The 16529-nt window shown below is 47.1% G+C and carries 12 protein-coding genes and 1 tRNA gene; 10 read left to right on the top strand and 3 right to left on the bottom strand.

Annotated features, from left to right (window positions below):
- Positions 1-366: 366 nt before the first annotated feature.
- The 6 genes from ACKWMY_RS20475 (at position 367) to ACKWMY_RS20450 (ending at position 8298) form a co-directional block, all read left to right on the top strand.
- Positions 367-945: a hypothetical protein gene (locus ACKWMY_RS20475; RefSeq protein ID WP_409486936.1), complete on the top strand. Its 579-nt coding sequence runs from the start codon at positions 367-369 to the stop codon at positions 943-945.
- A gap of 109 nt (positions 946-1054) precedes the next feature.
- Positions 1055-1261 (top strand): helix-turn-helix transcriptional regulator, encoded by a 207-nt coding sequence (locus ACKWMY_RS20470; protein WP_021807839.1) that lies wholly within the window; start codon positions 1055-1057, stop codon positions 1259-1261.
- Positions 1262-1346: 85 nt separating this feature from the next.
- Positions 1347-1922: a hypothetical protein gene (locus ACKWMY_RS20465; protein ID WP_409486935.1), complete on the top strand. Its 576-nt coding sequence runs from the start codon at positions 1347-1349 to the stop codon at positions 1920-1922.
- Positions 1923-2052: 130 nt separating this feature from the next.
- Positions 2053-5466: a DEAD/DEAH box helicase family protein gene (locus ACKWMY_RS20460; protein WP_409486934.1), complete on the top strand. Its 3414-nt coding sequence runs from the start codon at positions 2053-2055 to the stop codon at positions 5464-5466.
- A gap of 61 nt (positions 5467-5527) precedes the next feature.
- Positions 5528-7162, top strand: a complete 1635-nt coding sequence (locus tag ACKWMY_RS20455; RefSeq protein WP_409486933.1) for an N-6 DNA methylase — start codon at positions 5528-5530, stop codon at positions 7160-7162.
- Positions 7159-8298 (top strand): restriction endonuclease subunit S, encoded by a 1140-nt coding sequence (locus ACKWMY_RS20450; RefSeq protein ID WP_409486932.1) that lies wholly within the window; start codon positions 7159-7161, stop codon positions 8296-8298. Before ACKWMY_RS20455 ends, ACKWMY_RS20450 begins: the two co-directional genes overlap by 4 nt.
- Before the next feature lie 58 nt (positions 8299-8356).
- On the opposite strand, the gene ACKWMY_RS20445 is transcribed toward ACKWMY_RS20450, so the two are convergent.
- Positions 8357-9946, bottom strand: coding sequence for an SIR2 family protein (locus tag ACKWMY_RS20445; protein ID WP_409486931.1), 1590 nt, complete (start codon positions 9944-9946; stop codon positions 8357-8359).
- A gap of 238 nt (positions 9947-10184) precedes the next feature.
- Between ACKWMY_RS20445 and ACKWMY_RS20440 the strand changes: the two genes are divergently transcribed.
- Positions 10185-11144, top strand: coding sequence for a 5'-nucleotidase (locus tag ACKWMY_RS20440; RefSeq protein ID WP_409486930.1), 960 nt, complete (start codon positions 10185-10187; stop codon positions 11142-11144).
- An 82-nt stretch (positions 11145-11226) separates the two neighbouring features.
- Here the strand turns inward: ACKWMY_RS20440 and ACKWMY_RS20435 are convergent, their stop codons facing one another.
- Both ACKWMY_RS20435 and ACKWMY_RS20430 read right to left on the bottom strand, forming a co-directional pair.
- The gene (locus ACKWMY_RS20435; protein WP_409486929.1) at positions 11227-12492 is read right to left on the bottom strand and encodes a tyrosine-type recombinase/integrase; all 1266 of its coding nucleotides are present in this window, start codon (positions 12490-12492) and stop codon (positions 11227-11229) included.
- 198 nt (positions 12493-12690) lie between these two features.
- Positions 12691-12775: transfer RNA gene (locus ACKWMY_RS20430), tRNA-Leu, on the bottom strand.
- Between the two features lie 568 nt (positions 12776-13343).
- On the opposite strand from ACKWMY_RS20430, the gene ACKWMY_RS20425 reads away from it, so the two are divergent.
- The 3 genes from ACKWMY_RS20425 to ACKWMY_RS20415 are packed head-to-tail and all read left to right on the top strand — an operon-like array spanning position 13344 to position 16493.
- Positions 13344-14111 carry a DeoR/GlpR family DNA-binding transcription regulator gene (locus ACKWMY_RS20425; RefSeq protein ID WP_021179134.1) on the top strand — a complete coding sequence of 256 codons (768 nt, stop codon included), beginning with the start codon at positions 13344-13346 and terminating at the stop codon, positions 14109-14111.
- A gap of 31 nt (positions 14112-14142) precedes the next feature.
- The gene (denD, locus tag ACKWMY_RS20420) at positions 14143-15105 is read left to right on the top strand and encodes a D-erythronate dehydrogenase (protein ID WP_211134709.1); all 963 of its coding nucleotides are present in this window, start codon (positions 14143-14145) and stop codon (positions 15103-15105) included.
- Positions 15105-16493 carry a GntP family permease gene (locus ACKWMY_RS20415; protein WP_409486975.1) on the top strand — a complete coding sequence of 463 codons (1389 nt, stop codon included), beginning with the start codon at positions 15105-15107 and terminating at the stop codon, positions 16491-16493. The genes denD and ACKWMY_RS20415 overlap by 1 nt, the downstream gene beginning before the upstream one ends.
- Positions 16494-16529: the final 36 nt, after the last annotated feature.

Below are 16529 nucleotides of genomic sequence, written 5' to 3'. Positions count from 1 at the left end.
GAACAGTTCAAGGATAAGACAGTCATATCCACAAATTCAGGGTGACTCAAAAGTTAGTAAGAACAAAACTGCGGTACTATTACTTTTTTGATGGCATATTCGGTCTATGATCTTGTTGCCAGTTCGTATCCTCCGTCGAGCGTGATTTTCCATCATCCTCGATTATCGCCTCAGAAAAGGGGGTTATGCTGTAAGCAGCCATGATAGGGAATTAAGGTTAATTAATATTATTAAAAGAAGCACATGTACCTATCACCTCCCGTATACGTAAAAGATGATAAGCATGTACTGGATAAACCTATCGACTTATCCAAGTAAAAATTACAGGACTACCTCTTCCTTTGAACCAATAACTGAGGAAGAAAAATGAAAATACCCTATAACGCCAACCCAAAGTATGAAATGGATAGTCTATTGCTAACTGATATCAATACGCATATGGGTGCGATGTTTCTGCGCTTTGCAAAATTACTACCTTTCAGGATCGACTTTGCGTACAAAAAGAGATCAGCAAGCTTTGGCCATGCCTGCAAACATTCAATATATAACGAAGTTCTAATGCTGATTAAAGGGTTCGAAAAATCCCTTCCGATTGTGGGCTATTACTGGGTGATAGAGTACACGAAGAGAAAAGGGCTGCACGTCCATTTTGTTTGCTATCTAAATGGACAGTTTCAAAACTGTCATTATCCTATATCTCGAGCAATGGGGAATATTTGGAAACAAGTCACAGATAATGATGGATACCATCATCTTTGCGTCCCTAAAGATATTTATGAAGTCAAAATTGGCAAGGTTATCCGACATTTTGATAAGGACGAGATCGATGACTTGCGTTATGTCATTAGCTATCTGGCTAAATGTGAGCAAAAGGAAAATGGCATTATCGCGGGTAAAAGCGTGATACCGGTAAAAAGCAACCGAGGTAGACCACGCATACGCTGAACAACATTCTCGGACTTTTTACAGATTCACCGGTTGGTATGTCGGAGCTGGCATGAGTAATCATCAACCACGACTCCGGCTAACCCAAATGCTACCGGAGAACTCAATCATGACCATCAAACCTTCCTTACTTGAAGACCAATTTGTCGATATGGCATTTATCACCAGTCTGACCGGCTTAACCGATAAGTGGTTCTACAAGCTCATTAAAGATGGAGTCTTTCCGAAACCCATTAAGCTTGGCCGCAGCTCACGTTGGCTACAAAGCGAAATAGAGTCCTGGTTGCAGGAGCGTATCAGTCAGTCCCGTCAGTAATCACCTTTCTGAAGACCATCAGCGTCATCTCCCCAAAACGCAGTATGACGCCATTCTGAACACAGCACATACGGATAATTCCCCTATGCAAGATACAATCGCTCGCTATGATTTTTTACTCAAAACCTACCAAAGCTGGCTTACTGACCTGACCAAACTGACTGTCAGGCATGGAATATGCCATCAGAATATTTATCCCAGCCATTACCTTACGCTGTCCACACTTTACTTCCCAGATATCGGCCCTGTACCAGGGATCGTGCCACAGTGCTTGTACCGAATGATCTATAACAAAACCAAACCAGAGCCGCTGAGTATTCAAAATGATTTACGTCTTAGCTTGGAGACTGACGGGCAGTTACTTTTTACTCACGTGGGGCTGGAGGGCGTATTGCTTAGCGAGTGCGTCAGACTCAAGCAACGCTCACTTGCCAATAAACTGATAAGCCTGCTTCAGCAGTTCAATAACGTGGAGTATCGCCATAAGCTTGTTTGGCTTTTCTGGTATGACCGTATGCTCGGAGCGTCTCTTGATGACTGGCTGGAGAACCTTAAGAAAATGAATGATGGAGAGTTCTGCTTTTGGCTGTTGCAGCGTCAGGAAGAAAACGCAGAGTTAACCCATTTGATGGATGAATATGTGAACTTTACGTACTACTGATTTGCTCCTGACTTGCCCCAAGTGTTCATTTTTCGGTGTGCTAAAGAGGTACAAGCTCACTTTGTCTGCCAAATTAGTGTGATATTCTTTCCAGAAATCCTGTTGTATCCACGATATAAGGCGATGATTGATGGAGCAGTCTCTCAATTTTGAAATGTTGCGTAGCCAGTGGCCAGAGCTAGCTGAACTCGGATGTATGGCTGAACGATATATTCATTCCGATCCTGAAAGCTGTCTTGTGAAGCTACGCAACTACACCGAATTGATGGTCCGCTGGTTGTATCGTCAGGAGCGGTTACCGGAAGGTTTCAAGGCAAATCTGTACGACCTGATGAACGCCGATGTGTTTGCCAGCATGATGCCGGAAGCGATCGTCATGAAGATGGATGCACTGCGTATCCATGGTAACCGTGCTGCGCATGGTGGGCGTATTAAAGCCAAAGATACTTACTGGTTGCTCAAAGAAGCATACCTATTAGGGGTTTGGCTGTATGTCCGTTATGCAAATGGCAACGTTGATCACAGTCCTAAATTTTCTCTTCCTCCGCTGACTCAATCTCCAAGTCGTGCAGATGAAAAACATCTGAAAGATGCAATCAAGGCACAGGATGAAAGCCGTGAGCGTGAGTTGGCGTTACAACGCGCCTTACAGCAGGAGCAGGAAAAGGCTGAGATCCTCACTCAGCGTTTGAATGAAGCCAGAACCCGCAACCAGCACGTTGCCGATATCCTCTCCATCGATGAAGCAGAAACCCGCCGTCGTCTGATCGACTCCAGACTACTTGCTGCTGACTGGGACGTTGGGGATGAACTTAAGAATACCGATCAGGTCACTCAGGAACATCTAGTTAAAGAGCAGCCAACTTCAACCGGTGATGGCTATGCTGACTATGTATTGTGGGATGAAGCACACAAACCACTGGCAGTTGTGGAAGCTAAAAAAGCCAGTGTGAGCGCCGAACAAGGTCGAATTCAAGCCCGGCTATATGCAGACTGGCTGGAGAAAGAATACGGACAGCGCCCCGTTATCTTCTACACCAATGGTTACGATATCTGGCTTTGGGATGACAATAAAACCCATGGATACCCACCGCGTCGGATATTTGGTTTCTATGGCAAGGAAAGCCTGCAATATCTTATCCAACAGCGTGAAACACGTTTACCATTAAACAGTATACCGCACGTTAAAGACAACGAAGGTAAGGCAGTTGCAGGCCGCCTGTACCAGCTTGAAACCATTGCCCGCGTCAGTGAACGTTTTACCAACAAATATCGTCAGTCATTGATTGTTCAGGCCACCGGTACTGGTAAAACCCGAGTGGCGATTGCACTTAGCAAGCTAATGATTGATGCCCGCTGGGTAAAACGAGTCCTGTTCCTTTGTGATCGTAGAGAGTTACGCAAACAGGCAGCAAATGCCTTCAATCAGTTTACCAACGAGCCGCTGTATGTAGTTGGCAAGTCGAAGAAAGAAGATAGGCAGAATGCAAGGATCTACATCGCTACGTATCCCGGCATGATGAAAATTATGGATCATTTCGATGTAGGCTATTTCGATCTGATCATTGCCGACGAATCCCATCGTTCTATCTATAACGTCTATGGCGATGTGTTTAAGTACTTTGATGCGCTCCAAATCGGCCTAACAGCAACGCCCATTGATATGGTGAGTAAAACCACCTTCGGCCTGTTTGGTTGTGAGGGACGCATCCCTACGGCGAACTACAGCCTTGAGGATGCCATTGCTGACAACAACCTAGTTCCCTATGAGGTAGTTACTCACACCACCGAATTTTTGCGCGAAGGCATTAAGCGAGAAAAATTGAGCGACCAGCAAATCCGCGAGCTGGAAGAGCAAGGAATTGATCCCAACACTCTGGAATTTGAAGGTAAGTCGTTGGATGAGGCGATCTACAACAAAGATACCAACCGCCATATTCTGCGTAATCTAATGGAAAATGGCCTGAAAGACGCAGATGGGCAGCTTCCCGGTAAGACGATTATTTTCGCCCGTAACCACAAACACGCGCTGCTGCTGAATAAGCTATTTGACGAAATGTATCCGCAGTTTGCCGGGCGCTTCTGTCAGGTTATCGATAACTACGATCCTCGTGCAGAACAGCTTATCGATGATTTTAAAGGGCTGGATGAAAGCACCAATAAAGAGCTGACCATTGCCATCTCCGTCGATATGCTTGATACAGGTATTGATGTCCCGGAAATTGTGAATCTGGTCTTTGCCAAACCGGTCAAATCGAAAGTGAAGTTCTGGCAGATGATTGGCCGTGGTACTCGCCTCTGCTCGGGGCTGTACGGCAACGATGAGAACGGCAAACCGCTGGACAAACAGAAATTTCGCATCTTCGATCATTGGGGCAATTTCGAGTATCACGAACTTCATACCGAAGAGGCCGAAGTTAAACCAACGAAATCGCTGGCGCAAAAACGCTTCGAGGCATGGGTAATTTTGGGAGCAGCAGCGCAGCGTAAGTTCGACAAACAAGCTGTAGATTTGGTAGCTCATCAACTTCGTGAACAGATCAATGCGTTGGATGAAAAGTCGATTGCTGTGCAGGAAAAATGGCAACAAAAAGCGCAGTACAGCGATGAAAAATTGCTGCGTCAGCTTTCACCAAAAACACAGCAGGATCTGCTTTCTATTCTGGCACCGTTAATGCAATGGCTGGATGTACGCGGACAAAGCGACGCCATGCGCTTTGATATGGACATCCTTGCGGCGCAAACCGCTCGATATACCAACCCGGAAGAGCTAGACGTACTTTGGCCGGAAATCGTGGAAAAAATAGAGCGCTTACCGCCACATTTGGCGCAGGTACAGCAGCAGGGTCAGCGGATTAATCAGCTCCATGATTTAAGCTGGTGGAAGCAGGCCAGTCTGGAAGAGCTGGAAGATATTCGCATTCACCTGCGCGGCATAATGCACCTGATGGAAAAAGATCCAACGCCACAATTCAGTTCTTTGCAGGTGGATATCACCGAAGATGCAGGCCAGATTCAGACGGAAACCCGCAAGACTAATGTTCGTTCCATTGATTTCAAACTTTATCGCCAGCAGGTTCAGGGCGCACTTGAACCATTGTTCCAGCAAAACCCGGTGCTGAAGAAAATTCGCAACGGCGAACCGGTAACGCAAAGTGAGCTGGATGAACTGGCAAAACTGGTGCTGATTCAGAATCCCAACGTTGATATCCGAGCTCTGAAAGAGTTCTACCCGCAGGCAACCGCCAGCCTGGATAAACTGTTACGCACCATCATCGGTATGGACAGCGATGCGGTAGAGGTACGTTTTGCGCAATTCGCCGCCGATAACAGCCTGACCAGCCCGCAACTGCGTTTCCTCTCGTTGCTGAAAAACCATATCCGTGATTATGGCACTATCGAGATGAAGCAGCTCTTTGAACAACCTTTCACACACATTCACCAAGGCGGCGTCGCGGGCGTATTCCCGGATGTGGCACAAATCACCCGCTTGCAAAAGATAGTCGAAGAGCTGGGTGTCGTGACCGACACGACAACGGTATAATGCGTTCATGACAAGCCCCGGCAGCGGGGCTTTTATATTTATAACAGGGTAGACGTTAACGATGATCACCGGTGACTTAAAAAGTAAAATCGACGGGCTGTGGGAAGATTTCTGGGTGGGCGGCATCACCAACCCGCTGACCGTTATCGAGCAGATCACCTACCTGATGTATTCCCGTATGCTGGATACCCAGGAACAACGGGACGAAAAGCGTAAGCAAATTGCGGGGGTCGATTTTAAACCGCGCTTTGCACCTGAGCAGCAGGAGTTTCGTTTCAGCCACTACAGTAATCTGGGTTCAGATGAAATGATGGATGTGGTGCGCGATGGCGTATTCCAGCACTTCCGTCAACTTGGACAGGCGGATAAAACGAAGGCCACGCTGCTGGGTAACTTTATGAAGGATGCCCGACTAGAGATTGTCAAGCCTTCGCTGTTGACCAAAGCGGTGGAAGTCATTAAAAACCTGCCGCTGGATCGCGGTGACACCAAAGGTGATCTCTACGAATACCTATTAAGCAAGTTGACTACCGCCGGGATCAACGGCCAGTTCCGCACCCCGCGCCATATCATCCGTACCATGGTCGAGATGATGGAGCCAAATCCGGCGCGTGGTGAGACGATTTGCGATCCGGCCTGTGGTACGGGTGGTTTTCTGGCGATTAGCTATGAGTATCTACTGGAAAAATACAGCTCGCTGGAATCCATTCATACCGAGATTGGCAGTAACGAACGCGGTGAGCTGGAAGAACAAAAAATCTTTACAGGCGATCTGCTGACGCCGTGGCGTGGCCATGTGGATAACAATATGTTCCACGGTTACGACTTCGATACAACTATGCTACGTATCGCCGCCATGAACCTGATTATGCACGGTGTGGAAGAGCCGGATATTCACTATCAGGACACCATGAGCCAGAGTTTTAGCACCAACTTCCCACAGGCCAGCAAAAACGCCTTTAACCTGATCCTGGCAAACCCGCCGTTTACAGGTTCACTGGATGAGGAAGATATTGATGCCTCTCTGTCGGGAATGGTGAAGACTAAAAAAACTGAGTTGCTGTTCCTGACGCGTATTCTGCAAATGCTGAAAGTGGGTGGTCGCAGCGCCACTATCGTGCCGCAGGGGGTACTGTTTGGTTCCAGTAAAGCACATCAGTCGTTACGTCAGACGCTGGTGGAAAATAACCAATTGGAAGCGGTAATCAACCTGCCCTCCGGTGTGTTCAAGCCTTATGCCGGTGTGGCGACGGCAATTCTACTCTTCACTAAAGGCGGCCAAACTGATGAGGTATGGTTCTACGACCTGCGTAACGACGGCTATAGTCTGGATGACAAGCGTAACCCGATAAAAGACAACGATCTGCCACACCTGCTGGCAAGTTGGAAGCAATATCGTGCTTTACGTGGTTTGCCGGTAGATAACTTTATGGGCGAAAAATTTGCCTCGTTGCTGAAACAGCAGTACCCGGAAGGGATTGATGCTGGCGTTGATTTTAAAGACCGCACACAGGCGGCGTTTGTGGTACCGAAAGAAGATATTGCCACGCAGAAATACGATCTCTCCATCAATCGTTATAAAGAAGTCGTGTATCAGGCGGAGCAGTATGAAGATCCTAAGATGATACTGAAGCGGTTAAAGGATCTGGAAAAAGAGATTCTGGCGGATTTGGATGAGCTGGAGGGAATGCTGTGAGTTGGCCGATGGTGAGTATCGGAAGTGTTGCAAAAGTGATCACAGGCAAAACGCCACCTAAAGCTGATCCTAATTGTTTTGGCGGAAATATCCCCTTCATTACACCGTCTGAGTTAACGAACTCGGACTATCTGCTCAAACCGGAAACAACATTAACAGAAAAGGGATTAGCAACTACAAAGCTGATTCCTAAAAATAGTATATTAGTTTGTTGTATCGGTTCTTTAGGTAAAATCGCAATAGCAAATCTTCCTGTTGCCACTAATCAACAAATTAATAGTGTTACTTTTGATGAAGATAAAATCTATTATAGATTCGGGTTTTACGCATTAAAGTTATTGAAAAATGAACTAAAAAACATTGCACCGTCAACTACTGTTGCAATAGTTAATAAAAGTAGATTTTCAGAATTAAAAATCCCGCATCCTCCATTGGAGGAGCAAAAGCGTATCGCAGATATTCTTGATAAAGCTGCAGGCATACGCCAGAAACGCGAGCAAGCTACCAAACTAGCTGATGATTTCTTGCGTGCAACATTTCTGGCGATGTTTGGCGATCCGGTAGTTAATGAGAAAAAATGGCCATTAAGGAAATTGAAAGATGTATGTGATAATGTGATTGATTGTCCACACTCTACTCCTAAATGGGTTGATAACGGCACGATTTGCATTCGTACATCAAACTTATCGAAAGGGGGGTGGGTTTGGTCTGATAAAAGATTCGTGAGTGAAGACACTTATTTAGAAAGAACAAAAAGGAGTGTTGTTGATGAAGGGGACATCATACTAAGCCGTGAAGGTACTGTTGGTATTGCAGCTATTGTTCCTGAAAACTTAAAATTATGTATGGGGCAACGCTTAGTCCAACTAAAGTTAGATAAAAATCAAGTAACTCCTGAATATCTCTTGGCTTTTTTACTTTATGAATTAGATCCTGTGAGAATATCAAGAGTAATGAGCGGTTCAACCTCAAAACATATTAATGTCAGTGAGTTAAAACAGTTGAATGTGATGCTTCCATCAATGAAAAAGCAAAAATTATTTTCGGAAATACGAAATAAAATAATCAATATATCCAATAAATCTAATGTGGATAGTTCATTGTTTGAAGTATTAAGTTCCCAGTTTGCATATTAGTTTTAAGATTAAATAAAAACAATCCCTCTCGTAAGAAAATTTTACGAGAGGATCGACATTAAAATTTATTGCTGTTTTTTATAAAATCATAGAGACATACTAATTTACAAAAATTACTTGATAACACTTGAATACTCATCGCTTCATCAATATGTTTTTTCAGTATCTTAAGTAGTTCATCCATATCACGCTTGATTAAACCCGGTTCCATATAGGGCATCATTCTTAAAAAGAAACCGAAATCATAAGCAAGATATAACTCATTGACTCCCACCCTGACTTCAGGAACGGTTTCAGAACGTCGTTTATCCCAACCTTGAGACTGAAAACTTACAGGAGTGATATTCAATCGTGATAAAACACCACTTGAGAGTCCTGTTTCATTAATTAAACCGCCATCGAAATTAATTAAATTAGCGTGATTTAAGAAGTGAAAAATAGGAATGCGCGCATTGCCTTTGCATATATTTGGTAGAACATCATTAACAACGCATTCCCAATCATAATGTCCATTTTCAAAAACAACTTCTCGAATGAGATCTACACGTTCCAGCCCAACCAATCCTTTTGCTGCCATCGATTCTGATTTTTTCACCATCGAAATAGCACCATATCCTACAACAAACTCTGTAGTACTAACCCCCTCTTCAATTTTCTCTGAGTCTCTCACATATAATTTTCCTTTAGGATCATCAGTTAAGACTAGTTCATAAAGCTCGTCTTTTATCATTCTGAATAAATGTGCAGGGATCCTTTTTTTAGTTTCACTCAGCACTTCAAATATTTCTTTATAAGATGGTGCCTGAACATATTTTACTGGGATTTTTTTATGAATAACAGAATCACTAATATCGGCTTCATCTAGTTCAGGTTTCCACTCAACAAACAATAATTTGTTTTGTAAAAAATCCAGACTGGCATCAGGAAAACAACTGACTATATCTTCTAGAATTTCAGCTATATGCTCATCTGTTAAAGAGTAACCTAAGAATATAACAGGTCTCTCAATAAACATAGTTAGTAATTTAGAGGAAAGGTAGGGGTTTTTCTTTCTATATTTATCATAGTCATTTGATGTCAAAATTAATGAGTTAGGTTCAGTGCAGCAGCCATGTATTTTATATATCTCGGCAATACCATGACTCCTGCCAGTAATTAATCCATCTTGGCCTATAAATGTTGTAAATTTCGGAAATAGGCTTTCTAGAAAGATATCCCAGTTTGTGGTAATGACTCCGTCAATATTTGCTTTCGCAAAAAGAGAAATCTCATGTTTTAATTCATCATCATCTATAATATTTTTATGTGCATTTTCAATGTATTTAGATATTGAGAGTTTCAAAGGAGATTGTTCATTAATAAAAATTTCTTCTTGCTCTTTTTCACTTAATGCTAATTTACCTTCTTCAGTATCCCACCATTTATCAGCATATGGCGATACCAATAATTGAGCATACTCGGGTAAGTCACCATTAGCTTTTGTTTTTAGTTTTATATGATTTTCCCCTATCGCTTCAGCAAAATGCTTCAGAAGATTTTGCCAGCAGGGCACACCAAGGTAACGTCGAGACACTCCAGAGCCAACAAACAACACTGGGGATGCCTCGAACTGTTTAAAATGATTTTCGAGTTTTTTCTTAAAATTCATACTGATACTCTCTTTAAAAGAAATAAAAAACCCTCATAGCGATAACATTAAGGTATTACTGCTTCCATCACCAGTACATTTGTCAACTTTATGCAATAAATTTTATCATTAAAATTCAATTAGTTATTAGAATAGATGACTGATAGGTAGCATAGAACTCCTGATGGTAGCCGAATCGCAATTCCCGCGTTACGATATGGGGAACCAATCAAGAGTCCTTTTCCCCTAGGGGGTAATCATGCCTTTAGATTTAAGTAACACTTTAGTTATTGGCATTAGCGCAACCGCGCTTTTCGACATGAGTGAATCCGATCGCATGTTTCGGGAAACCTATGCGACCGATCCTGATAGCGCCATTGAAAAGTATCGAGCCTACATGCTGGAACACGAAAACCAGCCTTTACAGCCCGGAACAGGCTATCCATTAGCCAAAGCGCTTCTGGGTCTGAACCAATATCGACAGCCGGATGATAAATCACCGCTGGTTGAGGTCGTCGTAATGTCGCGTAATAGTCCTGATACGGGTATTCGCGTTCTGAATACTATCCGCCATGACAGGCTCGATATCACTCGCTCTGCCTTTACCGCAGGCGAAACTGTTGCTGATTACCTTGATGCTTTTGATGTGGATCTGTTTTTAACGACCAACGTTGAAGATGCGCAAAAGGTTATTGATTCCCGATTTTGCGCCGCAGCTATATTGAAAGATCCGCCTTCAAGTTCTTCCGAAATCCCTGACGGGCAAGTTCGTATTGCTTTTGATGGCGATGCAGTACTTTTCTCAGATGAAAGTGAGTTGGTCTATAAAACTCAGGGTATGGAAGCTTTTCATGCGCAAGAAGATGCACAACAAGATATTCCCATGGCAGAAGGTCCCTACACTACTCTGCTAAAAAAATTAGCAAAACTTCAAGACCGCCTACCTACTCGAATGGAGTATTCTCCAGTACGTATTGCCTTAGTTACCGCCAGAAACAGCCCTTCAGAAATGCCGGTAATTAAAACGTTAAGGAGTTGGGGTGTATATGTTGATGAGGCTTTTTTCCTTGGAGGCGTGGAAAAAACCAAAGTACTTCAGGCATTTAAACCTCATATTTTCTTTGATGATCAAGATGTACATTTAAATGCTGCAGCGAAACTTATTCCATCAGGCAAAGTGCCTTATGCCAGCAATTCTGAACTATTTAAAGCGTCTTGATCGTTATAAATTCCCGGGAACAGCTCATGTCTCCCGGGATAAGGTACCTGTATGGTCGATGACTGAAGTGGCTTTACAACCTTCAGCTCGGTCTATGGACTGCTTTCCCGAAATCAAACGGACTAATCCCCTTCTTCCGATTCGCATCCAGATAATCCGCCCACCATTGCACCATTAACCTACGTTCCCCTAAATGTTCGGCCTTATGAATATAAGCCGCACGCACAGAGTTACGTTCCTGATGACTCATCTGACGCTCTACCGCATCCTTCGACCACAATCCCGACTCAATCAATGAACTACAGGCCATGGTTCTAAAGCCGTGACCACACACTTCTACTTTCGTATCGTAGCCCATCACTCGCAGGGCTTTGTTTACCGTGTTTTCACTCATAGGTTTGCGTGGGTCATGATCACCGATAAAGATCAGCTCACGATTTCCACTCATGCTTTTGATCTTTTCCAGAATGGTTAGAGCCTGGCGGGATAAGGGTACAAGATGTGGAGTCCGCATCTTCGAACCTCGATGTGAATGCTTCACACCTTCCAGTGGTTCACGCTCCCCAGGAATCGTCCACATCGCAGTTTCAAAATCTACTTCTGACCAGCGTGCGAAGCGCAGCTCACTAGAACGAATAAATACCAATAACGTTAGTTCTACAGCTAGCCTTGTTAGTGGTCTGCCGGTGTAGGTATCAACTCGATGAAGTAGTTCAGGAATGCAATTAAGTTCCAGCGCAGCGCGATGCTGTCGTTTAGCCGTAGCAACTGCACCTGCTATCTCTTGTGCGGGGTTGTAATCGATTAAACCGCTCTGCACGGCAAATCGCATAATTGCTGTTGTTCGTTGCTGTAGACGTGCTGCCACTTCAAGACGTCCAGACATCTCCACGGCCTTAATCGGTGTAAGCAGATCTCTGGTTTTTAACTCTGCGATATTTCGCTTACCAATCGCATCGAACAAATTATCTTCCAGACTTTTAAGAACACGGACACTGTGCGACTCAGACCACTTCTGATTGCTGGCGTGCCAGTCTCTGGCTACCATTGCAAAAGTTATCGCTTCTTTCCCCTCCTCGACCTTAACAGCTTTCTTGTTCTCACTAGGGTCAACACCATTAGCTAACTGCTTACGGGCTTCGTCGCGCCGTGCCCGAGCATCAGCCAATGAAACTTCAGGGTATTTCCCCAACGCCAGCATCTTCTCTTTACCGCCAAAGCGATAACGTAGCCGCCAGTATTTGGAGCCGTTAGGATGAACCAGCAACACCATTCCTTCGCCGTCAGTAAGCTTATAGGCTTTTTCCTCAGGCTTGGCAGTACGAACCTTCACATCACTCAGAGCCATGATGAGTATCCTTTCAAGGGTTCTGTGTGGGTACAAACATTATCGAACCGGGATATACCCGCATTTGTACCCGCATCAGTAAGTTGATGTAGATTGAATCAGGTTGACTTATGTTGACTGAAAAAGCGAGAGGAGCCTTGCGAGGACTGGATTTCAGGCATAAAAAAAGACCTCAGTTGAGGTCTATTTACATACTAATGGTGCCGAAGGCCGGACTCGAACCGGCACGTATCTCTACGGTTGATTTTGAATCAACTGCGTCTACCGATTTCGCCACTTCGGCACTGAAGTAGTATGCGGAAAACGTGGGCATTATACCTTCCCACTTGCCTCGCGCAACACTTATCAAGCATTCAACGAGTTGAATGTTGAAAAAAACGTCACCCGTCGATTTTCTCGGCTTACTCTGCTCATTTATCACTCTAAATTGAGTTCATCAGCGACCGCGATCGCCCCTCACCCCAACCCTGTCCCCGGTCTGTACACCCGCAGGGAGAGGGAGCCGTCCGAGCCGATTTGTGAGTGGCTGGATAATTCTCCAAGAAGCAGATTTTATGCAGTGGGCAGGTAGGCTGTCATCAGCCAATCTACTCTTCTGCTGCACCACCATCCTGCACTTTTTTGTTACACCTCACACTTTTCATCACAACCTTCTGTGACTCCCATTATCGCAAATAAAAATAGCAACCAATTGAATACAAATAATTTTTCACAAAAATACTCTACAGTTCCCCACCCACTCTTCTGTGACAACCCTCGTTTATTTGTTAAATCAAATGATTGAATATTAATAACATAACAAAAAATAACAGCCATCCAGCGGCACCATCGCTACCGACCCGGAGTTGAGCATGATCCCATCGGAACGCCGCGATTTTATCTATCGCTATGTACATGAGTATCAGTTGGTCACCATCGTGGCCCTGGCCGAGTTGATGAGCGTTTCACATATGACCGTCAGGCGTGACATTCATCAACTGGAAGAAGAAGGCAAGGTGATCAGCGTTAGCGGCGGCGTGCGCCTGAGTGACGCGCTACGTCAGGAACTGGCCTACAAAGAGAAGGCCCAACTGCATCACCGGCAAAAACGGGCCATCGGCAAATATGCCGCCGGGCTGGTCGAGGATGGCCAGGTGGTCTACCTGGACGCGGGCACCACCAGCTTCGAGATCGCCCGCCAGTTGGCCGAACGCTTCAACCTGACGGTAGTCACCAACGATTTTTCCATTATCCAGCACCTGATGAATCGCCCACAGCTCAACCTGTTTCACACCGGCGGGCGGGTCGATCAACGCAACTATTCCTGCGTCGGCAGCTGCGCCGCCATGCTATTGCGCACCTTGAATATCGACGTGGCCTTTATCAGCACCAGCTCCTGGGATTTAGAGCATGGCCTATCTACCCCGCACGAGGAGAAAGTGCTGGTGAAACAGGCGCTGCTGGACGTGGCCCGGCGCAAGGTGCTGGTTTCAGACAGCAGTAAATACGGCAAGTACGGCATGTTTCGCGTCTGCCCACTGACGGCGCTCGACGACATCATCTGCGATGCCGCCCTGCCGCCAGAAACGCAGCAACAACTCCAAGAGCGTGGCGTGCGGCTACACAGCATCAACCTCTGATAACAACCCCTACAGGAAAAGGAATAAAACCATGAAGGTCATCATTACCGGTGGAGCAGGTTTTTTGGGTCAACGCTTGGCAGCCGCGCTGCTGCAAGACAATACACTGCCTTTTGACGAACTGGTTCTGGCTGATATCCAGCAACCAAACGCCCCGCTAGCGGATCCACGAGTTCGCTGCCTGGCACTCGACCTCACTCAACCCGATGCCGCCGATCGGTTGATCGACAGTGAGTGCAGCGTGCTCTATCACCTGGCCGCCATCGTCAGCAGCCATGCAGAAAGCGACTTCGATCTCGGGATGCAGGTGAACTTCGACGCGACTCGCCAGCTACTGGAGGCCGCTCGCCGCAATGCCCCAGCGATGAAGTTTATCTTCACCAGTTCGTTGGCAGTGTTTGGTGGCCAGCTTCCGGACACCGTTACTGATGATTGCGCCGTGCAGCCGCAATCCTCCTATGGCGCACAAAAGGCGCTGTGTGAGCTGTTGATCAACGATTACGCCCGCAAAGGATTTGTCGATGCGCGTGTGCTGCGTCTGCCTACCATCAGCGTGCGCCCCGGCAAGCCGAATAAGGCGGCCTCCTCCTTTGCCAGCGGCATCATCCGTGAACCGCTGCACGGGGAGCCTTCCGTCTGCCCGGTCTCCCCGGAGTTGGCTTTGTGGCTGTCCAGCCCCGGCACCGTGGTACGCAACTTTATCCATGCCGCCACGCTGCCCGCCGCGCAGTTTGGCACCTCACGCATCGTCAACCTGCCTGGCATCAGTGTCACGGTGGAGCAGATGCTAGCCGCACTGGAGGAGGTAGCCGGTGAGCAGGCTCGTGCCAAGGTGAGCTTTGTGCCGGATGAAGCCATCAACCGCATTGTCGCCAGTTGGCCGGGCAACTTCGATGTGCAACGCGCATTGGCGTTAGGGTTCTTCGCCGATGAGAACTTCCAACAGGTCATCCGCGCCTTTATGCGCGATGAGATGCCACAGGCCGGGAGCTGATTATGGCACTTTATACTCCCATCATTGGTTTGGCGGTGGCCGTATTCGTACTGGTGTGGCTGGTATTGCGCACCCGGGTTCACGCACTGATCGCCATGCTGGCGGCGGCTTCTATCGCCGGGATCAGCGGCGGTCTGAGCGCCATGCAAACGGTAGATACCATCTCCAAAGGGTTTGGCAGCACGCTCGGCAGCATCGGAATTGTCATTGGTCTGGGGGTAATGATGGGCCGCGTGCTGGAAGCTTCTGGCGCGGCGGAGCAGATCGCCTTCAGCTTTATCAAGTGGCTGGGTAAAAAGCGCGAAGAGTGGGCGTTGGCGATCACCGGCTATATCGTCAGCATCCCGATCTTTGTCGATTCTGCCTTCGTCATCCTTTATCCGCTGGTCAAAGCGCTGGCCAAGAAGGGGCAACGCAACCTGTTGACGCTCGGTGTAGCCTTGGCTGGCGGCCTGATCATTACCCACCACGCGGTGCCGCCAACCCCTGGCCCATTAGGCGTCGCGGGGATCTTCGGCGTGGATATCGGCGCCATGATGCTGGCCGGGCTGGTGCTGGCCATTCCCTGCGTGATCGGCATCGTGATCTATGCGCGCTGGCTCGGTACCTATTACCCTGATTTTACGCCGGAAAACCAGGATGAGGAGCCGGAAGATCTGCGGACCGCCCACCAGCGCTATCTGGCCGAGAAAGAGGCCAAGGTGCTGCCGAGCTTAACGCTATCGCTGTTGCCAATCATCGCGCCCATCGTACTGATCTTTATCAACGCGGTGAACACTATGCTGGCCAAGGCTGAAGGAATGGCCTGGCTGGGGGAAGGCCTGTGGGGGCAAGCCTTTGCCTTCCTTGGTGCACCGGTGATTGCGTTGGCCATCAGCGTGCTGTTGGCGGTTTACACCCTGATGCCCAAGGTCGACAAGCACGAGACGCTGGAGCGACTGGAGGAAGGCTTGCAGGCCGCCGGGATTATCCTGCTGGTGACCGGTGCCGGTGGCGCGCTAGGGGCGGTATTGCGTGAAAGTGGCACTGGCACCTTGCTGGCTCAGCACGTCGCCAATCTGCCGCTGTCTCCGGTGTTGATCCCCTTCTTTATCGCTACGCTGGTGCGCTTGATACAGGGGTCAGGCACCGTTGCCATGATCACCGCTGCGTCCATCTCGGCCCCCATCGTCAGCCAGTTGCCCGGCGTCAATATGCTCGCCGCCGCGCAGGCCGCCACCATGGGCGCGCTGTTCTTCAGCTACTTTAACGACAGCATGTTTTGGGTAGTCAACAGGATGATGGGGATTAAGGACGTGAAGCAGCAGATGATGGTCTGGTCAGTGCCCACCACTATAGCCTGGGCGATCAGCCTGGTCGGTATTTTACTGCTGGACTGGATCTTGTAGCCCCTCACCCCAACCCTCTCCCACAGGGAGAGGGAG

Source organism: Serratia sp. J2, from assembly GCF_046269175.1.
In the GTDB taxonomy this organism is placed as follows: domain Bacteria; phylum Pseudomonadota; class Gammaproteobacteria; order Enterobacterales; family Enterobacteriaceae; genus Chania; species Chania fonticola_C.
This window is presented reverse-complemented; position numbering and strand designations above follow the sequence as displayed.